The following is a 20720-nucleotide window of genomic DNA, read 5'->3' on the forward strand; positions in this document are numbered from 1 at the left end:
TCTAGTAAAGCTGCTCTCTCCTGATATAGTTAAAACTGGCCGTTACACGGTCCAATCCATCTGTGGCGGCAGAAGGCGTTTCCACAATCCCATACAAAAATCCGGCCTGTTTTTTCAGCGGTTGCAATGAATGGAAATCTACGATGCCCTCGCCGGCGTTTACGGGTGTTCCTCCGGCAGTTACATCCCGTAGATGCCATAGCGGAAAGCGGCCGGGATGCCTGTTAAAAAGTGCCTCCGGGGGTTCACCAGCCTGTACCACCCAGCCAAGGTCCACTTCAAAGCATACCAGTGTGGGATCGGTGTTTTCCAGGAGGATATCGATCGGGCGTTCACCCTCAATGGCAGTGAACTCAAAATGATGATTGTGGTATCCGAAATGAACGCCGGCATTTCTGGCGAAGCCTCCGATTTGATTATAACGTTCTGCAATCCGGTAATAGTCGGCAGCCGTACGTTCCGGATCCGGATACAACGAGCAAACCAGGTAAGTAATGTTTAAGGCAGAAAAATCTTCTAAAACCGGGAGGATTGTTTCCGGTGAAACCGGTGCGTGTGCGCCGATGCAGGGCATACCGGCCGCTTCGAGCTTTTTACGGAATGCATCCGGTTTTAAACCAAAGATGGTCCGGTTGCCCGGGTCATAGCCCGCAGCCTCTGCAAAACTGAACCCTGTTTCCGCCAGCTTTTCCAGCGTTGGGTCAATGCTGCGAGCCAGGTCATTTTTTACCGACCAAAGCTGAACGCCCAGGGGGATGGATGTTTTATTTAAAAAACCGGACCCCTGGGATCCGGTTTCTGAAGATGGTGCTGCTGTCATCGTGTTGCTGCTAAAATTTGTTGAAATCCCATTCACCCCGGTACGCGCGGCTGCGCATCATATTGGCATAAGGATTGTCGAAGGCTTCTTTTACCGGATCCCATTTCAGGTCCTTTTGCAATTCATACGCGATATTCACCGCATTGCAAACCGAAGCGGTCCGGTGCCCTACTTCCACATCACAGATCGGCTTGGAACGCTTCTTTATGGCATCTACCCAATCCTGGTAATGGTTATCGCTAAAGTATAAACGTTTATCGCTGGTTTTAAATTTCAGGGAAGCCAGGTTCTCCGGGCTGCTCCTGATAAATCCTCTGCTAACCTCTATCTTGCCTTTATCGCCAATGAACTGGATGGCATTTCCTTCGCCCCAGTTTTTGTGGTTTACTTTTATTCCGTTTGCATAAACAAACGACAACCCATTCTTGGCACCCGGTTCTTTTGGCGGAAGAAACTGTACGGGTCCGGAATTGTCCATGCCCAGTGCCCATTGCACAATATCAAACATATGTGCACCCCAGTCGGTGATCAGTCCCCCGCCAAAGCCACGGTATCCACGCCACCAGGCCCAGTCTTTTGCTTCCAGCGGCGGAGCCAGGATGGCATTGTACCCGCGGTATAAGGAAGGTCCGATCCAAAGATCCCAATCCAGTCCATCGGGAACCGGTTCTGTAGGCAGGTCGCATTGTTTTACCGGCTCACCTACCGAAACATTGATCTCGCTTATTTTCCCGATATAGCCGTTTGACACCAGTTCGGCCGCCTGGCGGAAGTTAAAGGAAGAGCGCTGCATACTACCGGTTTGAAACACCCGTTTATATTTACGGGTAGCATTTACCATGGCACGGCCTTCGGCAATGGTGAGTGCCAGTGGTTTTTCGCAATAAATATCCTTGCCCGCTTTGGCTGCGTCTATCGCAATTTGTGCATGCCAGTGATCCGGGGTTGCAATTACAACCGCATCGATGTCTTTTCGATCCAGCAGTTCGCGGTAATGCTTGTACCCTTTTACATTGGTGGCTACTTTTTTTTCATTGGCCTTCTGGGCCAGTCCGATAAAATGCTCCAGTTTTTTTTCGTATACATCGCATGCTGCCAGTACTAAGGTTTCTTTCGGACCATTAATGGCGTTAACCAGCCCGTAGGACTGTTTCCCGGTTCCGATATATCCCAGGTTAATGCGATCGCTGGGTGCAACAAATCCGTTGCCACCCAAAACAGAACGGGGAATAATGGTAAATGCCAACGCGCCTTTTGCTGTTTGGCCAATGAAGTTTCTTCTTTTCATACAATCTGTTGAATTTTTTTTTGAACAACCAACCGTGTTTCAAATATATAGCATTTTTCGGGGTATGTAAGAACCGGGATTTTTCCGGATGTAATTCCCGCCTCCAGATCTTCCCTACGTGGTATTAAAAATGACGCCGCGTTTATTTCGAACGCGGCGTCTTCATCATTCAACCAAAGGGTACGGTTGTTTTTTAGCAGGATCTTTTAATGCCCCTGCAATTGCTTTTATCAAAGTTTAGGTTCCCATCCGTTCTGATAGGTCCGCTTCCAGAGTTTCTGAGCTTCCGCATCGTTGAGAATATGCCCGTTTTTGGGATCAATTTTGATATCGCGCCCTACACGCCAGGAGATATTTCCCAGCTGCATGGCTACGGTACTTTTATAACCGGTTTCAACATCACAGTTGGGCCGGCGGTTTTCTCTTATGGCACCAAGGAAGTCTGCTACATGCAGATTGTCCAGACCTAAACTGGGGCTGGCAGTGTTCCGGCCATCCATCGGTTCTTCTCCTGATCCGGATTTTACTTCTTTTACTAACTTTCCGTTATTATCGTATATTTTATAAGCGTCGCCACCGGTATCCAGGCTGCCATTTTCTCCATAAAAAATAATACCACGATCACTACCTTCAATCTTTCTTCCGTTTGAGCTCCGGTTTTCCCATACCAACATCACTTTTCCGGGGTATTCGAGGGTTACCACCTGGGTATCGGGGGTTTCCCAATCGTCTTTGTAATGGTACCGGCCTCCCATTGAAGATACGCGTATTGGAAAGTCTACGCCCAATCCCCAGCGGGCTACATCTACCTCATGGGTGCCATTGTTCAGCGCTTCTCCTGTTCCCCAATGCCAGAACCAGTGCCAGTTATAATGAATGAGGCCGTCCTTGTAGGGCATGCGGGGCGCCGGTCCCTGCCACAGGTCATAATCCAGCCAGGAGGGTACTGCTGCCGGTTTTAAAAAGTTGGTTTTACGGGTATTGGTGTACCATGTTTTAGCCATATATACACGGCCGATAATACCCTTATGCAATTGCTCAATGCCCTGGGTAAGCGTAGGGGCAGAACGGCGCTGGGCACCCATCTGAACCACTTTATTGTACTTGCGGGCCACAGCTACTGCCAGTTCTCCTTCATGAGGATTATGGCTCAAAGGCTTTTCTACATAAACATGTTTGCCAGCCTGGCAACCCATAATGGTAAGGGGCGCATGCCAGTGATCGGGAGTGGCAATATAAATGGCGTCGATGTCTTTGTTTTGAAGCAGCTTCCGGCAATCCTTTTCTGTTTTGGGCGTTGTTTTCTGACCGCTTTCGCTCAGATTTTTGATCACTTTTGAAAAAGTACGGTTGTCTACATCGCAAAGCCAGGATACCTCGGTGTTCTTTTGATTGGCAAAGGTTTTTGCCATTCCGCCGCCTCTTCCGTTTATACCGATACAGGCTACAGAAATGCGGTCATTGGCACCGATAATGTTCCGGTAGCTTTTGGCAGACATTCCCAATACGGATGGACTCAGGCTGATGCCTACAGCCCCGAGGCCCATATTCTTAATAAAATCTCTTCTCCGGGTCATAAAAATTTATTTTAAAATTAAAAGTTTGATGTTCTTAAATGATGCGGTTCCGCCGTGTTCCTGCAGCAGGATCTTTCCCTTATCAAAGGACCCAAAGGCCGGTACGGTTTTATTGAATTTACTTTTTTCAACAGCGCTTAAAAAAGCTTCATCACCACGGGTGAATTTGAGAATGCGTTTGCCGTTTAACCAGTGTTCTACAGACTTGCCCTTGCATACAATTTTAATACTATTCCACTGACCGGGCGGATTCACTCTTTTTGCGTTTTTATCAGGCGACATAACATCATAAAACGATCCGCAAAGATGGTTGTCTTTTTTATTGTCTTCAGCTTCGGCATCATCCAGGATCTGGTACTCAAACCCAAGGTTGCCACCGGTGGGATATTTGGCATAAAAGTACTTAACCCCGCTGTTACAGGTTTTTTCGATATTAAAATCCAGGGTGAGTATAAAATCGCTGTATTCATTTTCTGTAACAATGTCGCCGCCTTTGCCACCACTTTTTGTAGATAACAGACCGTCGGTTACCTGCCATCCGTTGGATACCGGCTTCCCTTGCGGGGTTGTCCACCCGGTGGTTGTTTTTCCATCAAAAAGCAGGATCCAGCCTTGTTTTTTTTCCGCCTTTGTAAGGGCATTATCGGTTTTCTGGCAAAAGGCGGTATGCACAAAAAGAAGCAGGAGCAGGGTGTAACTGATTTTCATTGTATCGGATATTTTAGTTTTTTAAAATGTTAAAGCTTTTCGAAGTATTCCGGTTATCCTTACCTGCTGCGGTAAACAATACCTCCACACTTCCGCTGATATTGGTGATGTCCTGGTATATAAAGACTTCATTCGGCGACGTACCAAAATCGGTGATGGTTTTTTCCAGGTTTTGGCTGCCGTTGCGTTTGCTGTAGATGTTCACTTCTTTCAGGCCAAACGGGGCACTTACGCGCGCTTTAACAAGATAGTGGGTCGAGTCTTTGTTAAGCGTTGTACTTACAAAGTTTGCATTTTCCACTTTTGTTCCTTCAAAGAACATGATTTCTGGTGGAAATTTATCAAAAAAGTCGTCTTTTTTGCAGCTTATTAAAAGAACGAGCAACAATGGAATCAGTAGGAAAATTTTTTTCATAATTGAGGAATTTAGATCGTATTACCAGCCCGGGTTCTGCACCATATTCGGATTATTATTCACTTCTGTCTGCGGTATAGGAAGCAGGTTATGTCTTGATTCATAAATCCGCCTTTCCCATAGTTTGATGGTATACGTAAACGTGTTATTTGTTTTGTCTTTGAGCACGTCATGTACATATGCGGAGCGTTGTGTTTTTTCACCAATCTTCCAGCGGCGGATATCAAAGAAGCGATGTTCTTCAAATGCGAGTTCCACCCGACGTTCGTTACGGATGAATTTGCGCATTGCTGCTTTGTCGGTGGTGTTCCATCCGTTGCGCAGGGCTGTTGTCTTTACATCGGGCATATCTGCGCGCAGGCGTATTTTATCCATTTGTGCAATGACTTCGGATCTGTCGGCACCATCGGGAAGAAATTCATTCAACGCTTCGGCAGCACCCAATACAAATTCCGCAAGTCTGAACAGAGGGAAACAGTGCGAGGTACCTCCGGAAAGAACACCGGGGTTATTGGACCCGGTGGATATATTTTTGGGGTCCATAAATTTTCTCAGGAAGAGGCCGGTATGGGCATAGCCTACCTGGTAATCGCGGCCATAGGATCCGTCTGCGGCACGCCATGCTTCAAACGTAACATTGCTGAACTTGGAGCCCTGGTACCAGATGGAGTGATAAAAACGGGAATCCCGGTTGTCGTATGGCTTTTGAGGGTTAAAATTGGCCTTGGGATTGATGGCAAATTCATTGGTGGCAGGATCGATGATGTACTGACCATCGTCGTCCGTTAAATATACCGGGTAGCCATCCTTTGTTTCAAAAGCCGCGGCGTAGTTGTAAGTGGGCTCTGTGTAGGATTTGTCTCCTTCTGTTTGCATCGATCCGGGCAGCTGCCATTTATCCAGTTCATTGGTAGTAGCTCCTTTCCTGGAAAAACTCAGAAGGATCTCACTGTTTACCCGCGTTACAAAAACAGAATAAAAGCCCATCGCTTTCAGTGAGCCGGGATAAGAATTTCTTGCATTGAGATAATTAGGGTCGGTGGTGGTAAGGTATACCAGGTCTGAAACCAGTTTGCCGGTGATCGGGTCTTTATAATCGATCAGGTCCTTTGCCGCATCTGCTGCTTCTTTCCATCGGTTGGCATCATAGTTCCCCCAGCTCCAGGGAGAAAGGGGACCGGATTCGGTGCTGTTAAAAAGGGGACTTGCCAGCTCAAGTAATAACCGGGCCTTGATGGCCTTGGCCACGGATGCACCTACGCGGTGATAGTCGGCACTTAATTGTTTGGAAGGAAGATACGCTGCCGCAGAATCGCAATCGGCAATGATGAATTCTTTCATTTGCTGCAGGTTGGCTCTTGGCGTAAACAGCTCCGGAGAATCCCGGTCCAGTACTTTTGTAATGATGGGGACGCCTCCGTAATAACGCACAAGATCTGCGTAGAAGAGGGCTCTTAAGCAAACCGCCTCATATTTCATGCGGGTTCTTACTTCTTCGGAGCTCATGTATTGCTCCGCATCTACCGGAACATTGTCAATCTTCGAAAGGAACAGGTTACAGGCCCGGATGGCGGCATAATAATCGGACCATCTTTTTAACTTATCCGGTACGCTTGTAGGATTCCATGCGCCGGTATGGATCTGGTTTACCCAGCCCCACCAGGGCCGGGCTTCGCCATCATCCGTGGCGGCATCCAGGTACACATTATCATCCCATCCATAAGGAAGCCGGCGATAGATATCTGTTAAAAACTGTTTGGTATACAGGGCACTTGAAAATACCAGGGCCTCGTTTAAATCGCCCGATTCCTGCTTGTCGAGAAGGCCGGCCCGGTCGATGCTGCAACTGGCAATCAAAACCGTGCATAATATTAAAAATATATTTTTCATATATCTGATTTTTTATCCTTAAAAGTTTACACTGATCCCAAAATTCCAAAGTCTTAACTGGGGGTACTGGTTGCCTGTTTCGCTGCCGGATTCCGGATCCCAGTTCATCATTTTATCCCAGGTTATAAGATTGTTCCCGCTCACGAATACTCTTAACCCGGTAAGGTGTATCCGGTTAAGGACCTGGCGGGGAAAGGTGAAGCCCAGCTCTGCATTTTTCAGGCGCAGATAATCTCTTGTAAACAGCCAGCGGGTGGTTTTTTGCATGTTGTTGGTATTTTCGGCCGGGTGCAGCAGCGGATAGGTGGCGGTTGTCCAGGTGGACGGATCGTCGTTCCGGTAACGGCCTAAATGCTGTTGCATTACTTTTCCCTGGGCAAAAAATTCCCAAACCGCATCTTCTTTAAAATAGAATTCTGCATTGCCGGCGCCCTGGAAGAGGATGCTCAGATCCAGGTTCTTCCAGGAGATGCCCATATTCACCCCATACACGTACTCCGGCACTGTTCCATGCCCGATGGCGCCGATGTCATAACTATCAATGATGCCATCTCCGTTCAGGTCGGCATAGCGGGCATCACCCGGGTACACCACGCCAAAACTGGGTGTTGGAATGCCCGGTTTTAGTGAAGGATAACCGCCTACCAGAACCAGGTTTCCCTTGTCATCCATCAGGAAATCTTCACGCTGGAAGAGCCCGATATCGGTAAGCCCAAAGTGTTGGCCGATCCGTTTGCCTTCCTTTTTTTGCCAGTCATATTTTTTCCCTTCTTCATCGATCCGGTATATTTTGTTGCGGGCAAAAGTGAAGTTGCCCTTGACAAAATAGTTGATATTTTTTCCGTTGCCGTTGTAGCCCAGCTCTATCTCAAACCCTTTGTTTTTAACAATGCCGAGGTTTTCCGGAGGCAGCCCCTGTTTGTCTTTTCTTTCGGTGTTCTGCGGGTTGTTCATCCCGTAAACCAGGGGTACGGAATAGGGGATGGCGAGGATGTCATTGCGGTATTCGCGGAACAGGTCTACTGTTAACGACACTTTTGATTTGAACAGTTTGGCGTCAAAGCCGATATTGCTTTTGCGGGCCCGCTCCCAGGTTACAAGGCCGTTCCCTGGCTGACCTTCTGCAATGGCCCGTTCCGTGGTGCCGCCGGTTTCACCCCATTTTATATTCCATCCATCTTCATTGGGCAGCAGGTTATACCGCTGCTCGTAGAGGTATTTGAAGTCGCCGATCTTATCATTACCTACTTCCCCGTAAGAGCCGCGGATCTTCAGGTAATTCAGGATATCATTCTTGGGCAACCAGCCTTCTTCAGTGGGAACCCAGCCGAGTGACAGGGCGGGAAAGAGTCCATAGCGGTGCTGTTTTGAAAACTGCACAGAACCGTTATAGCCGGCGTTAAATTCAAAAAGATATTTGGAACGGAAGCCATAGGTAACCCGGCCTACCGTGCCCTGGTATCCGATGGGGATATCGTACTCATCCCAGTACTGGCTTTGCTGGTAAAGCAGCATCCCGGTTACTGCGTGATCCTTGTTAAAGGTTCTGCTATAGTTCAGTGCATACTCCAGAGCGATCCTCCGGGTGGCGGGGCCTTTCTCTGTAAAATAGGAGAGATCTGTCCGCTCTTTATTTTTGATGTAAGCTCCAAATTTATCATACTGCCAGAGCTCCGGTTTTTCTCTAATATCGTATTTCGATTTAAAGCTGCTGTTAAAGCTTAGCTGGCCGCGGGCGCTTAAGCCTTTGGTGATTTTATCCAGTTTTTGATTCAGGTTGAATACGCCTTCCAAAACGTTTGTATAGCGGCTGCGGTTTCCGAAACTGGAGAGCAGGGCGTAAGGGGCCAGCCTGGTTTCATCTGAGCGGCCACCCATCGTACCGTTAGGGTTGATATAGGCCTGGTAATTGGGTGGAAGCCGCCGGGTCTTGTCAAACAGATCCTGGTCAAAGTTCGGCTGGCGGCGGGTTTCAAGCCGGCCGGTCAAATCCACACCCAGTTTGGTGGTTGGGGTCAGGTTAAAATCCAGGTTAGACCGGAAATTGTACCGGTCATAGTTGGAATTGGTATTGTACTGGGTGTTGTCGAACGTTTTATACATCCCTTCCTGGTGGAGGATGCTTCCCGAAATATAATAGCTTAAAAAGTCCGTTCCGCCACGGGCACTCAGGTTTACATTTTGCTGAAAGGACGCCTTTCTTAAAAAGTCGCGGTAATAATCATTATCCGGATGTGTATAGGGCGAATTTTTTAAGCGATAGTGCTCCAGGTCTTCCTGGGTATACTCTTCCGGCTTGCCTTCGTTGCGCAGGGCTTCATTGGTAAGCACGGCAAAATCATAAGAGCCCAGGTAGTTGGGCAGGCGTATGGGCGACTGGAGGGAAGAGCGCGACGTAATGTTCAGGGCGGGTTTTCCTTTTTGTCCGCGCTTGGTGGTAATAAGGATTACACCATTGGCACCTCTTACACCAAATACGGCGGTGGCGGATGCATCTTTTAATACGGAAAAGGTTTCAATATCGGCGGGGTCAATCTGTGCCCAATCGCGTTCTGCCCCATCCACCAGCACGAGGGGATCGGTATTATTGGTGGTGGCCATACCGCGTACATAGATCTTTGAAGCATCATCGCCCGGCTTGCCACTTCCCATAACGGTGATGACACCGGCAACGCGGCCGGCAAGGGAGTTGGTCAGGTTGGGTGCAAATGATTTTTTCAAATCTTCGGCAGAAACCTGGGAGATCGCGCCTACGAGACTGGCTTTTTTCTGGGTGCCATAGCCCACTACCACTACATTGTTCAGGTTGGATGCATCCGGTTCCAGGTATACATCAATACTGTTCTCCGATTCTTTCAGCACGATGATTTTGGGCAGGTACCCCGTATGGGTCACCTCAATCGTTTGTTTTTTTGAGCGGAGGGTAATGGTGAATTGCCCTTCACTATTGGTCATAACCCCATTGCGTGTTCCTTGCTCAATAATCGATGCCCCTTTTAAAACGGCGGCGTTTTCGTCGAAAACAGTTCCTGAAATAACATGCGCCCGCTGCTGTGCAAATATTTCCGGAGCGATGCAGATCAATGCCATCAGGGATAACAGGATAATTTTTTTCATACAGACTTGTAACTTATCGTTGAAGAGAAAAGTGATTACCAACCCGGGTTTTGCCGCAACAGGTAGTTCCTGTTGATCTCCACCTGGGGAATGGGATAGAAATAATGTTTGGGATCAAATACTTTTTTTTCAGCCTGTATATTGGGGTCGTAGCTGAACGTTTGGTCGCTGTTTTTAGTGGTTTTTACACCTCTTATGTAGCCATCGGTAATGATCATCCATCGTCTTACGTCATAGTACCGGTGCTCCTCAAATGCCAGTTCAATCCTTCTTTCGTTGCGGATCTGCGTTCTTAAATTTTCTTTTGTCAGTGCGATGCCCCTTTTGGCAAAAGAGGTAGCAATGTCGGGCATGCCTGCACGGGCCCGTATAAGGTCAATGGCCTCAACGGGGGTAAGGGGACGGGCCGCTCCGGGAGCCACATAACCGGGTCCGCCGGCTTCATTACCGGCTTCTGCCAGGTTCAGCAGGATCTCGGCATAGCGGAAATAAGGCCAGCAATGATAGGTACCTCCCGAACCCGTTACCGGGTTTACATTTTCATAATCCATAAACTTCATCAGGTAGTACCCGGTTTCTGTTTGCGACAGTCCTGCCTTGTTTTTACCACCTTCATAAATGTCGAAGTTGTACTGGTTGGTAGGGCTGCCGTTGTGTGAAGCAAACTTGTCATATTTGGCCCCGTTGTAAATAATGCTTGCATAAAACCGGGGATCGCGGTTCACATAAGGGTTTGCTTTTTTAACCGGGTCGTTCCAGTTAAACAGGGTACCATCCGCCATTTCGTAGGCATCTACCAGGTCCTGCGAGGGGCAGGTGCCCCCTTTGGCATTGGTAAAGCCGGAGGGAAAATTATCATTTTCGGTATCCCGGTTGGTGGTCCGGATCCTTGAATAAATAAATTCTTTATTATTCTGATAATTGACTCCCCAGGCAAAAAATAATTCTTTATAGTTCCGGGTGCCGTTCCGTTTTGTGGGATCATTGGCTACATACAGGTTGTACCATCCCAGGTCTACTACGTCCTGTGCGGCCTTGGCGGCCAGTTCCCATCTTTTAGGATCGGCACTGCCATAGCAGATAAGCGTGTCTCCGGAATGATTGTATCCATCCCCGTTGTAAAGCGGGCTGGCGGCATATAAAAGGGTTCTCGATTTTAATGCCATGGCCGTTCCTTTATCCGGCCGGCCAATTTCAGACGCAAAGCTATAGGGCTCATCCGGGAAAAGGGTGATGGCGCGGTCACATTCGCTTACAATAAAATCGACTACCGATTTTACGGAGTTACGGGGCTGTATCACATCATCTGACGCTTCATACGCTACGTTTACAATGGGTATGCCGCCCCATTTTTGAAAGAGGAACCAATGCTGCATGGCCCGTACAAATGTGGCTTCCCCTTTTAACCGGTTGCGGAAGCGGGTGGAAACGGTAGGGGGTAAGTTATCCAGGTATTTCAATGCGGTATTGGCCTTGCGGTTGCCATGGTAGCCGCCCCATTTAAGCCAGGAACCAATTTCTCCGGCACCGTCACTGCTGTTATAATACCGCATATTGGAGGGGCTCCAGTTCCCGGCACTCATCCGGGTGGGGGCAGAAGGCACGGTCTTGTTGGTGGAAATATGCATGGCTTCATCAGAGGCGGAAGCCAGCATGGCGCCGCCCTGCATCCGGTTATAAGAGTTACCGTGATCGGCAGGCATTTCGGTTTCCATATTGTTGACAAAGAATTCTGCCCTGGCGGAGTCTGTGAAAACAACGTCGTACCCTTTGAAGGTTACCGGGATGTCGAACAGCCGGTCGTGCCTGCATGACGCGCTCATCAGTGCGATGATGGAAAAGGACAGGCAGCTGATTATGGACTTATTGCGCATAGAACTGAATTTTAAAAAGTAATGTTTAAGCCCACGTTGTAAATTTTTTGTATGGGGTAGAGCACGTAATGTACACTTCTGGCTTCTACATCCATCAGGTCTGTGGACTGTTTTGTAAATAAATTATAGCCGTTCACATATAAACGGGCCTTGTTGGCTTTAATTTTCCGTACAAGCGTTTCGGGAAATGTATACCCGATCTCTATATTCTTTAACCTTGTGAGCTGGTTGCTTTTTTGCCAGTATGTGGAGGTTTGCTGGTTGTTGGCCTTATTGGCCAGTGATAAACGCGGATAGGTGGCCGTGGCCCAGGTATTCGGATCTTCGGGAACAAAGCGGCCCAGGTGGTGCTCGCGTACGGTACCATTGTCATGGAACTCATACATGGCCTCGCCTCCCGGGTAAATATAGCCGCCTCCCTGCCCGGTTAACAGGGCGCTGAAATCGATGCCTTTGAATTCCAGGCTAAGGTTGATGCCGTATTGATAGGTGGGGTCTGCATTGTTGCCCAGGTACACCTGGTCATAATCATCAATAACGCCGTCGCCATTGATGTCCTTATATTTAATATCACCCGGTTTGGTTACCCCATAGGTTTGCCGGGGACTTTTGTCGATCTCTTCCTGGGTTTGAAAGAGCCCTTGTGCCACTAATCCAAAAACGGGATCCAGCGAAAGGCCGGTTCTCATCTGGTAATCGTATAGCTTTTTTGCCTCGCCTCTTTCAATAACCTTGTTCTTTGCCTGGGATAGAATGCCGGTAAGCGAATAATTCAGTTGCCCGATTTTATCAGCATAGCCTACCCGCAGGTCATAGCCTTTATTTTCCACGATGGCGATCGGCATGTCCGGAAAGCGGATCCCCATGGTATAGGGCAGTTCGGGCTGCACCATGATCCGGCTGTTCCGCTCCATAAAATAATCTGCAGTGATGGATACTTTATTATTGAAAAGCTGTGCATCCACCCCGTAATTGGTTTTTCTTACCCGCTCCGGCTGCACGTTATTAAGGGCAAACGCCTGTTCATTCCACCCGGTATAGGATACGGCGGTGTTGCCAAAATTAAGTCCGCCCGTACTGGCATACTGCTGGAACCACAGAAAGTATCCGCCGATATCATCCCAGCCGGATAATCCATGCGATACCCGCAGTTTGAGTAAATTAACCACCGGGCTGTTTTTTAGAAAGTTCTCTTTAGAGATCACCCATCCCACCGAAGCTGCGGGAAAGGCGGTGTATTTTGCCCATGGCGGCATTTGTTCCGATGCCTGGTACCCGATCGTGAAATCGGCCAGGTATTTTTCGCGGTATCCATAAGATACCCGTCCATTATAACCCCTGTAAAGGCGGGGCAGGTTCTCGTTGTTCTCCTGGCCTATTTCCCGTTGTACAAACCCGGCAAATGCAGTGATGGCATGGTCTCCAAAACTTCTGTCATAATTCAGGGAAGCCTCATAATTCAGCAGGCGCCGGTTGTTGTTGTATGAGCCTCCGGTACCCATTTGGGTATTGGATCCGGTTTCAATGTACTTTAAAGTATTGTTGCTGTTGTACTGAGGCGTTCTGGTACCGTCTGCATTCAACACCGTAGTGATCTGGTATACTTTGAAGGATTTGCTCCGGTTGGTGGTTTGCTCGTAATAACTGTCAAACGAAACGGATCCGGCCACACTCAATCCTTTTGTAACAAAATCGAGTTCGTGATTCAGCTTCAGTGTTGCAAACATATTGCGGGTATAATAAAGCGAATATCCCTGGTAGTTGAGGAGGCCGTAAGGGTTGGAAGAATAGTCCTTTGTGCCGGCAAGCTTACCATCGGGAGTAAGGATGGGATGAGCATTTGGGGGTGTTTTATACAGGGACCGGAATACTCTCAGGGCGGCATCTGTACGGTCTCCTGGAAACGTTCGCTCTTCCTGTTTGCCTGAAAGATCCAGGGACATGGTAAAGCGTTTGTTTACAAAAACATCCAGGTTCGACCGGAGGGTCAGCAGCCTTGTTGACGCATTCGTGTTGTAATGATTTATGGATTTATCTACATTGTATAGCCCGTCGTTCCGGGTATACCCGGCAGATACAAAATATTTTGCATAGCGGTTTCCCCCGTCAATATTTAAACTGTATCGTTGCTGTGTGGTGCTTTTTTTCAGATACCGGTTATACCAGTCAATATTCGGATAAAGATAGGCATCCAGCCCGGTAAGGGTTCCGTTTCTTGCCTCCAGGTATTTGGCAAGATCTACGTCGTTATACAGCAATGTTTGATCAGGATTGTCGTTATGCATGGCTTCATTATAAAGCCGTGCATAGTCATACGCGTCCAGAAATTTAGCCGTGGTCGTAGGGCTTTTGACACCCGTTCTTGCATTAAAGTTGACGCGTATTTTTCCTTCATGTCCTCTTTTGGTAGTAACCAGTACCAGGCCGTTTCCCCCGCGCATTCCATATTGAGCGGTGGCTGCGGCGTCTTTTAGTACGGTAACGGTTTCAATGTCGGATGGATCCAGCATTTCCATATCACGCTCAATCCCGTCAACAAGGATCACGGGCCCCTTGGAGCGCAAGGTGCGTTTTCCCCTAAGCCACATAGAAGCGCTTTCACTGCCGGGCTCTCCGTTGTCCTGCATAACAAATAACCCGGGTAACATGCCCGTTAATTTGTTCGCGTTTGAAAGAATGGCCCTGTTTTCAATAGCGCTTCCGTTTATCTGGGAAATGGCAGCAGTAACGGTTTCCTTCTTCTGTTTGCCATAGAGAATATGCACGTATTCCGTTTTATCCTCCGCACGGTAGCGTTCATTTAACTTAACCGTGATTTCTGTTTCGTCGTGTACGTTAACAGATTGGGTCAAATAACCATCGGCACTGAAGGTAAGTGTGCCGGTAGCTGATACCGGCAGGCGAAACTGGCCCTCGTTGTCGGTTACTGCTTTTTTGCTGGTTTCTTTTGACACCACAAGAACATCCCTGAGCGGTTCATTATTGGAGTTGACCACAGTTCCACGCACTATTTGGTTTTGATGCGTCTGACTGTATCCGGTACTCGTAAGAATAGTCAAACATACAAATAACGCAAAGGCGTGCCTCAAAAGCGAAAGGAATGCTCCCTCTCGCAGCTCGTTTCCTGGTTTCATGAGTTACGGGTTGAATCTTTTAAATTGGCAATCGTACAAAATCGTTAAAGCAATCGTTGTAAAAATAGAGCAGGAAGCTATACAAACTAAGATAATCTACGAAAACGTTTTAGGGATATAGTAGTGAATCTGCCTTTTTTTTTTGAGAAAATTTTGATAAAGTTTTTTTTCGTGAAGCGGGCACAGCTGAAGCGTCCCTGTAAACAGGGTCGTTGGGGCCATGAAGCGACCCTTCAGCTTCTTACGCAACCGCGGACCGAAAAACAGGGTGTCTGATTCAATTTGATTTTGCAATGAAAGGCGTATATATATGCTACACTGATGTTATGGGCACAAATGCAATACTAAGGACAATATCCCCGAAAACCATCATCTATTTCTACCGGGTAAAAAAAAAAAAAACAGAAACCTCGGATACTGGTTTACGCGCGTTTTAGCGGACGACATAAATAAAAAAAGCCGTTGTACTACAATTGAATTGAAGCACAACGGTCCGTTGTAAAAAGGCGGATGGTTTACACCGGGTTATTGTTTCTGTATGAACAACAGGTCTACCGACCATTTGCCGCTTCCCAGAAGCATAATGGCTATGCCCATGGCCAGCAAATGATATTCAAATCCTTCCCCTTTCTGGTTCCCGAACCAGTTCATAAAGAAGCCGTGTTGCCAGTGATGTCCCATGATAACAGCGCCCACCATCAGTAGGATCAGCAGGAGTGCCATAAGACGGGAACCGAAGCCTGCAATCAGGAAAAGAGGCGCAATAAATTCCGCAAGCACCACCAGGATCGCCAACAGGTAAGGTACCTGGTAATCTTGCTGCAGGTGCTGCAGCGTGCTGCCAAAACCAGAAATTTTCAGCCATCCGTGGGGGAGCATGATAAAACCCAGGGTTAACCGGAGAACGGTAGCGGCCATGCCGCCTGTTTGAAAAAAGAATTCCATAACTTTTTTTTTAAGAATACATTCAGCTGCAAAGCTGCGCTGTTGTGTATTCAAAAAAAATGAAGCAGTACAGGAAAAAAACTTGAACTGGTTTAAGCTTTTTTGGGCGTCATTCCATGCCGGATCTTACTGAGGAATTCTGCCGTCATACCGAGGTAGGCCGCCAGCTGGTATTGCGGTACCCGGTTTGCAATTTCGGGGTATCTTGCTGAAAACTCCTGATAGCGTTGTTCGGCGGTCTGGCTCATAGTGGCAATTACCCTTTTTTGTAACATAATAAAACTGCGCTGGTAAAGGATGCGGAAAAAACGCTCGAGCGTTGGCACATTTTGATACAGCATATCAAGTCCCGGCCGGTCGATCTGTAACAACGTAGTTGCTTCGAGGGCTTCTATATTGAACTGCGAAGGCGTATTGAATAAAAAACTTTCATTATCGTTCAGCCACCAGCCCTCAATACCAAACTGGACGATGTATTCCTGGCCTTTGTCGTTGGTAAAATAGGAACGCAGGCAGCCATTGGTTATAAAACTCAGATACCGGCAGGGATCGCCCTCCTGTACCAGGAATTGTCTTCGCTTTAGTGTCTTCTGATGAAAAGCTTCCGTTATCCACGTTTCTTCCTCTTTTGTTAGGGGAACCAGGGCATTGATGTGCTGCATTAACAAGGCGTGCATATACCAGTCTTTCTTTATAACGGGGTTCATGTTGAACGGATCCCGGTTCTAAAGATAATGGATTTATGGCCGGCAATAAAGCGCTGCAACAGTAGCTGAAATTGCATCCGCTGATACGGCTGTTGTTAAAATGATAAGGCGTATTTTTAACCCGGATAAGAACAGTGCCCGCAGCATTACTGATGGTTAAAAATATACCTGGTATTCATGGAACAGATCCGGAAACTTTTTGAACAGAAAGCGCCGCTGAGCGATACAGACTGGGCGTTTTTTGCATCAAAGCTGGTACGGCAACCATTCAGTAAAAAGGTACGGCTGTTAAAAGCCGGTCAAACAGAGCGCCATCTATCGTTTATTGAAAAAGGGGCGATCCGTTTTTATATGGACCGGGGAGAAGGGGAGGTCACTTTTTCATTTGCCTTTGCCAACGGGTTTGTAAGCGGCTATGACTCCTTCCTTACACAATTGCCTTCGTTATACCATATAGAAACGCTTACGGAGGTGGTGCTTTGGCAGTTAACCTATGAAGATCTTCAGCAAGTTTACCGCCAAACGACCATTGGCAATGCTATCGGGCGTTACGCGGGCGAGGAGTTGTTTCTCAAAAAATCCCGGCGGGAACTTTCGCTGCTTAATGAAACGGCTGAACAACGGTACCTGAAACTTTTTACGGAACAGCCGGAACTGTTGCAAAAAATTCCACTGAAATACATTGCATCCTATATTGGCATTACTCCTCAGGCATTGAGCCGTATCCGCCGGCGGATTTATTAATCCAGGTTCATTGTTTTGCACCGCAGGTAAAAGGAACTTTGCATAAAAAAAGAAATGAAACCTTTAATCGTGCTACTGGTTACGTTTGCAATAACCGCTGTGGTAACAAAATTAATGCACCGGCCGGATGCATGGGCATTGTCTGCCAGGGTCGCTATGTCCATAATGCTGGTATTTACAGCAACGGGGCATTTTGCCTTTACAAAGGGAATGTCGATGATGTTGCCGGCCTTTATTCCGGCAAAGAACGCGCTTGTTTATAGTACCGGTGTTGTTGAAATTTTAGCAGCCTTGGCATTGCTGATCCCCGCACTGCGGCTTCCGGCGGCCTGGTTCCTGATCCTGTTCCTGGTGTTGCTGTTGCCGGCCAATATTTATGCGGCGTTTAAACATATCGACTATCAGCAAGCCTCTTTTAATGGAAGCGGGCCATCTTATTTATGGTTCCGGGTACCGCTGCAGTTGTTTTTTATTGCCTGGATCTATCTGGCAGCAATAAAGGCTTAAACTATTTAATTTTGTAAAGCAACATACTGATAAAAATGAACGTTTAACTGCCGTATGACCTATCAAACCTTTTCACCGGGCGCGGACCTGGATGCCTTTATAAAGTGTTACTGGACGCTGGAGGGAGCGGAAGCCCAGCCGCCCCAACGCCAGCGGATCGTACCGGACGGCTGTATGGAAATGATCTTTCATTATGGAGATCTGTACCGGCAGTATTTGGACCCAAGCCGCTACATTGTACAACCCCGGTGTTTTGTAATTGGTCAACTTACCCGGCCGCTGGAAATTGAGCCAACGGGGGCTACGGGTATCTTTGCGGTGCGCTTCCGCACAGAGGGATTTATTCCTTTTACAACATACCCTGTAAAGGAAATGGAGAACCGCGCGGTTGCGACGGAATTATTGTTTTCAGATGGCGGGGCGTTGCTAAACCGGAATATATTGGAGGCCAAAACCACCATGGACCGTATCCGGATAGCCGAAGCATTTTTAAGGGCCCGTTTAGTAAGCCAAACAACGATCGACCGGGTGGCAAAACAAACGGTTGAAATGATCCTGTCTGCGAACGGTCAGTACTCCGTTGATCAGCTTTGCGGACAGTTACAGGTAAACCGGCGGCAGCTGGAACGTAAGTTCGCTTCCCTGATCGGGATCAGTCCCAAACAATTCTCCCGCATCATCCGCATGCAGGCCATGCTGCGGCTGTTGCTGAACAAACAGTATGACAGCCTTACATCCCTGGCCTACGAAGGCGATTATTACGACCAGGCGCATTTTATTAAGGACTTCCGGGCGTTTACCGGAAAAACACCCGGCGATTTTTATGGGCACAACCTGCAGTTGTCGGCACTATTTTACGGAGTGGAATAGGCTGTCGCATTTTTACAATGCCTGCCGCTCAATACCGCATAGTTTTGTTTTGCCGATGCGCCGGGTTACACAACCGGTTCGGTGGCATTTTCACAATGCCATTTCAAAACATATAAAACAGTTACCGATGTACTCCAAAACAAAAAGGATACTCATTTCCGCGCTTTTCTTCCTTTGCTGCTGGAAGGCGGATACCACGCCAACTATCCGTAACGCGGAATGGCTGGCCGGCACCTGGGAAAACCGGGTTGCGCCGGGAAAAATCATTTATGAAACCTGGACCCGATCCGGCGATGCAGCGCTAACAGGAAAAAGCTATATGCTCAAGGAAAAGGATACCCTGTTGTTTGAAACTGTAAAGCTGGTGGAAAAAAATGGGCGGCTGCTTTATATAGCAACGGTTCCGCGTCAGAACAACGGGGAGCCGGTTGTTTTTACTTCAAAAACGGTTTCAGAAACGGAATTGATTTTTGAAAACCCGGAACATGATTTTCCTCAAAGGATCCGCTATACCCGGGTGGGGGCAGACTCCCTGTTAGCGGAAATTTCAGGAACCAAAAACGGTAATGAGCGGAAACAATCTTTTCCTATGAAGCGGGTGCATTAAGGGGGGCGGCTCCATACTTTGCGAATATTGCAGGCGAATGACAGCAGAAGCGGCAAGTCTGTTGTACCTTCTTTGAAACATCCTGCATGAAGAAAAACCAGAAGCCTCTTACCTTTGTAGGGTATAAACCGGCAGATGAAAACAAAAAAAGAGCTGAAAGAGCAGTATAAACAGCAGAAATTTAAAATGGGAGTGTTCCAGGTAAGGAATACAGAAAACGATAAGATCTTTATTGGAAGCAGTACGGACCTGGTGGCCATATGGAACCGCCTTCGCTTTCAGCTGAATAATGGTCTTCATTCAAATGAAGAGTTGCAGGCAGACTGGTTGCGGTTGGGGGAAGCACAGTTTGCTTATGAGATCCTCAGCGAAATAAAACAGGACGATGCGCAACCAACGGATTATAAACGAGAAGCAGAACACCTGGAAAAGATGTTTATGGAGGAGTTGCAGCCTTTTGGAGCAAATGGCTACCATACGGTTAAATAACACTCCCGGTGTAGGACGATTCAGGAAACATTCCAAACATTAACATACGATGTCTCCCTATCCATATTCGCCGATCAGCCGGGGCCGGCATAGCGGCAATAACCAGGATAGCGTCTTCAGGTTTTTCCTGATACAGGAATACAGCGATTTTGTTGTAAATTCGGGAAATGCACAGGGCAGGAAAAGCGTTGCAGAGAATGATACGGCATCCAGGTTTTTCCTGTTTTTATTGTAACAGTCAAATCGTATCAGGTTATGCTGGACTCTCTGTGGGTGATCATGCTGTATGTTGTTTTATTGTTTTTTAGTGTTGCGGGAGGAATCCGGTACGCCTTGCGTTACCGGAAGAAATTCCGTTGGGATAGCTCCGGTATCGAAAACTCCATCGTCGGTATTTTTGGCCTGATCATTTCCTTCACCTTTTTGCAGGCGGGGAATGCGCATCGCGAGCGGTTTGCCTATTTGCATAAAGAGGCGAACAATATAGATGCACTTTACCGGTATAGCAGAAAGCTGCCGGATTCTTTCCGGCTGTATACAAAAAACATGCTCCAGGAATTTTTAAAAAACCAGCTGGCTTTTGAGCAATCGGGGAATGGTACTTTTTTTTATAATGCTAAAAAGCAGAGTGATGCTTACTGGGTCCGCCTGACCGCTCTGAAGAAGCAACAGCACAATGTGGCCATCGATAAAGTGACGGAATATTTTGATCAGTTACAGGACACGGTTTCTTTATTTGCATATTCCAACTATGAACGAACACCTGCATTTGTTATTTTTCTGCTGGTTGTGGTATCGATGCTGATCGGGTTTTTGGTCGGATTTATGAATGGTGTAAAGGAACGGGTTCACTATATGGTTCCGCTTATATATTTTGTAACCGTATCGCTGACCATGCTGGTCATCAGTGATCTTAACAATCCCCGCCTTGGACTGATAAAGCCCAGTTACTATCATTTGCAACTGACCTTACAGTATATCTGGAATAACTGAACAGGAACCGGCGCTTAAAGCCAAACAAATCGAAT

General features: G+C 47.5%; 18 protein-coding genes. 7 read left to right on the plus strand and 11 right to left on the minus strand.

The window, feature by feature from the left end; genetic code table 11:
* Nucleotide 1 precedes the first annotated feature (1 nt).
* The 11 genes from Q1V85_RS18595 to Q1V85_RS18645 all read right to left on the minus strand — a co-directional run bounded on the left by Q1V85_RS18595 (nucleotide 2) and on the right by Q1V85_RS18645 (nucleotide 16475).
* The gene (locus tag Q1V85_RS18595; RefSeq protein WP_300602065.1) at nucleotides 2-820 is read right to left on the minus strand and encodes a sugar phosphate isomerase/epimerase; all 819 of its coding nucleotides are present in this window, start codon (nucleotides 818-820) and stop codon (nucleotides 2-4) included.
* 10 nt (nucleotides 821-830) lie between these two features.
* Nucleotides 831-2108, minus strand: coding sequence for a Gfo/Idh/MocA family oxidoreductase (locus tag Q1V85_RS18600; protein WP_300602066.1), 1278 nt, complete (start codon nucleotides 2106-2108; stop codon nucleotides 831-833).
* 230 nt (nucleotides 2109-2338) lie between these two features.
* Nucleotides 2339-3685, minus strand: a complete 1347-nt coding sequence (locus tag Q1V85_RS18605; protein WP_300602067.1) for a Gfo/Idh/MocA family oxidoreductase — start codon at nucleotides 3683-3685, stop codon at nucleotides 2339-2341.
* 6 nt (nucleotides 3686-3691) lie between these two features.
* A complete protein-coding gene (locus Q1V85_RS18610) occupies nucleotides 3692-4393 on the minus strand; it encodes a DUF1080 domain-containing protein (protein WP_300602068.1) in 702 nt (233 codons plus the stop codon).
* 13 nt (nucleotides 4394-4406) lie between these two features.
* Complete coding sequence (locus Q1V85_RS18615) at nucleotides 4407-4808, minus strand: hypothetical protein (RefSeq protein WP_300602069.1); 402 nt, start codon at nucleotides 4806-4808, stop codon at nucleotides 4407-4409.
* Between the two features lie 21 nt (nucleotides 4809-4829).
* Nucleotides 4830-6698, minus strand: coding sequence for a RagB/SusD family nutrient uptake outer membrane protein (locus tag Q1V85_RS18620; RefSeq protein ID WP_300602070.1), 1869 nt, complete (start codon nucleotides 6696-6698; stop codon nucleotides 4830-4832).
* An 18-nt stretch (nucleotides 6699-6716) separates the two neighbouring features.
* Nucleotides 6717-9815, minus strand: coding sequence for a TonB-dependent receptor (locus Q1V85_RS18625; RefSeq protein ID WP_300602071.1), 3099 nt, complete (start codon nucleotides 9813-9815; stop codon nucleotides 6717-6719).
* Nucleotides 9816-9850: 35 nt separating this feature from the next.
* Nucleotides 9851-11689, minus strand: coding sequence for a RagB/SusD family nutrient uptake outer membrane protein (locus Q1V85_RS18630; RefSeq protein WP_300602072.1), 1839 nt, complete (start codon nucleotides 11687-11689; stop codon nucleotides 9851-9853).
* 11 nt (nucleotides 11690-11700) lie between these two features.
* A complete protein-coding gene (locus Q1V85_RS18635) occupies nucleotides 11701-14823 on the minus strand; it encodes a TonB-dependent receptor (RefSeq protein ID WP_300602073.1) in 3123 nt (1040 codons plus the stop codon).
* A 525-nt stretch (nucleotides 14824-15348) separates the two neighbouring features.
* Nucleotides 15349-15768 carry a DoxX family protein gene (locus Q1V85_RS18640; protein WP_300602074.1) on the minus strand — a complete coding sequence of 140 codons (420 nt, stop codon included), beginning with the start codon at nucleotides 15766-15768 and terminating at the stop codon, nucleotides 15349-15351.
* Nucleotides 15769-15860: 92 nt separating this feature from the next.
* A complete protein-coding gene (locus tag Q1V85_RS18645) occupies nucleotides 15861-16475 on the minus strand; it encodes a Crp/Fnr family transcriptional regulator (protein WP_300602075.1) in 615 nt (204 codons plus the stop codon).
* Nucleotides 16476-16652: 177 nt separating this feature from the next.
* Here Q1V85_RS18645 and Q1V85_RS18650 point away from each other — a divergent pair, with 177 nt between their 5' ends.
* From Q1V85_RS18650 to Q1V85_RS18680, 7 genes are all read left to right on the plus strand, one after another.
* Nucleotides 16653-17219 (plus strand): Crp/Fnr family transcriptional regulator, encoded by a 567-nt coding sequence (locus Q1V85_RS18650; protein WP_300602076.1) that lies wholly within the window; start codon nucleotides 16653-16655, stop codon nucleotides 17217-17219.
* 54 nt (nucleotides 17220-17273) lie between these two features.
* Nucleotides 17274-17726 (plus strand): hypothetical protein, encoded by a 453-nt coding sequence (locus Q1V85_RS18655; protein WP_300602077.1) that lies wholly within the window; start codon nucleotides 17274-17276, stop codon nucleotides 17724-17726.
* A 54-nt stretch (nucleotides 17727-17780) separates the two neighbouring features.
* The gene (locus tag Q1V85_RS18660) at nucleotides 17781-18596 is read left to right on the plus strand and encodes a helix-turn-helix domain-containing protein (RefSeq protein WP_300602078.1); all 816 of its coding nucleotides are present in this window, start codon (nucleotides 17781-17783) and stop codon (nucleotides 18594-18596) included.
* Nucleotides 18597-18723: 127 nt separating this feature from the next.
* Nucleotides 18724-19203: a DUF6265 family protein gene (locus Q1V85_RS18665; protein ID WP_300602079.1), complete on the plus strand. Its 480-nt coding sequence runs from the start codon at nucleotides 18724-18726 to the stop codon at nucleotides 19201-19203.
* 135 nt (nucleotides 19204-19338) lie between these two features.
* On the plus strand, nucleotides 19339-19692 hold the full coding sequence (locus Q1V85_RS18670) for a GIY-YIG nuclease family protein (protein WP_300602080.1): 354 nt from the start codon (nucleotides 19339-19341) through the stop codon (nucleotides 19690-19692).
* A 49-nt stretch (nucleotides 19693-19741) separates the two neighbouring features.
* A complete protein-coding gene (locus tag Q1V85_RS18675) occupies nucleotides 19742-19927 on the plus strand; it encodes a hypothetical protein (protein ID WP_300602081.1) in 186 nt (61 codons plus the stop codon).
* A 20-nt stretch (nucleotides 19928-19947) separates the two neighbouring features.
* Nucleotides 19948-20685, plus strand: coding sequence for a hypothetical protein (locus Q1V85_RS18680; protein WP_300602082.1), 738 nt, complete (start codon nucleotides 19948-19950; stop codon nucleotides 20683-20685).
* Nucleotides 20686-20720 lie beyond the last annotated feature (35 nt).

The sequence above is a fragment of the Niabella sp. genome, assembly GCF_030150205.1.
Taxonomy (GTDB): Bacteria; Bacteroidota; Bacteroidia; order Chitinophagales; family Chitinophagaceae; genus Niabella.

Excerpts from the sequence above, each read along its gene's own strand:
- Q1V85_RS18595 (WP_300602065.1), bottom strand. The coding sequence starts at position 820 with ATGACAGCAGCACCATCTTCAGAAACCGGATCCCAGGGGTCCGGTTTT.
- Q1V85_RS18600 (WP_300602066.1), bottom strand. The coding sequence starts at position 2,108 with ATGAAAAGAAGAAACTTCATTGGCCAAACAGCAAAAGGCGCGTTGGCA.
- Q1V85_RS18605 (WP_300602067.1), bottom strand. The coding sequence starts at position 3,685 with ATGACCCGGAGAAGAGATTTTATTAAGAATATGGGCCTCGGGGCTGTA.
- Q1V85_RS18610 (WP_300602068.1), bottom strand. The coding sequence starts at position 4,393 with ATGAAAATCAGTTACACCCTGCTCCTGCTTCTTTTTGTGCATACCGCC.
- Q1V85_RS18615 (WP_300602069.1), bottom strand. The coding sequence starts at position 4,808 with ATGAAAAAAATTTTCCTACTGATTCCATTGTTGCTCGTTCTTTTAATA.
- Q1V85_RS18620 (WP_300602070.1), bottom strand. The coding sequence starts at position 6,698 with ATGAAAAATATATTTTTAATATTATGCACGGTTTTGATTGCCAGTTGC.
- Q1V85_RS18625 (WP_300602071.1), bottom strand. The coding sequence starts at position 9,815 with ATGAAAAAAATTATCCTGTTATCCCTGATGGCATTGATCTGCATCGCT.
- Q1V85_RS18630 (WP_300602072.1), bottom strand. The coding sequence starts at position 11,689 with ATGCGCAATAAGTCCATAATCAGCTGCCTGTCCTTTTCCATCATCGCA.
- Q1V85_RS18635 (WP_300602073.1), bottom strand. The coding sequence starts at position 14,823 with ATGAAACCAGGAAACGAGCTGCGAGAGGGAGCATTCCTTTCGCTTTTG.
- Q1V85_RS18640 (WP_300602074.1), bottom strand. The coding sequence starts at position 15,768 with ATGGAATTCTTTTTTCAAACAGGCGGCATGGCCGCTACCGTTCTCCGG.
- Q1V85_RS18645 (WP_300602075.1), bottom strand. The coding sequence starts at position 16,475 with ATGAACCCCGTTATAAAGAAAGACTGGTATATGCACGCCTTGTTAATG.
- Q1V85_RS18650 (WP_300602076.1), top strand. The coding sequence starts at position 16,653 with ATGGAACAGATCCGGAAACTTTTTGAACAGAAAGCGCCGCTGAGCGAT.
- Q1V85_RS18655 (WP_300602077.1), top strand. The coding sequence starts at position 17,274 with ATGAAACCTTTAATCGTGCTACTGGTTACGTTTGCAATAACCGCTGTG.
- Q1V85_RS18660 (WP_300602078.1), top strand. The coding sequence starts at position 17,781 with ATGACCTATCAAACCTTTTCACCGGGCGCGGACCTGGATGCCTTTATA.
- Q1V85_RS18665 (WP_300602079.1), top strand. The coding sequence starts at position 18,724 with ATGTACTCCAAAACAAAAAGGATACTCATTTCCGCGCTTTTCTTCCTT.
- Q1V85_RS18670 (WP_300602080.1), top strand. The coding sequence starts at position 19,339 with ATGAAAACAAAAAAAGAGCTGAAAGAGCAGTATAAACAGCAGAAATTT.
- Q1V85_RS18675 (WP_300602081.1), top strand. The coding sequence starts at position 19,742 with ATGTCTCCCTATCCATATTCGCCGATCAGCCGGGGCCGGCATAGCGGC.
- Q1V85_RS18680 (WP_300602082.1), top strand. The coding sequence starts at position 19,948 with ATGCTGGACTCTCTGTGGGTGATCATGCTGTATGTTGTTTTATTGTTT.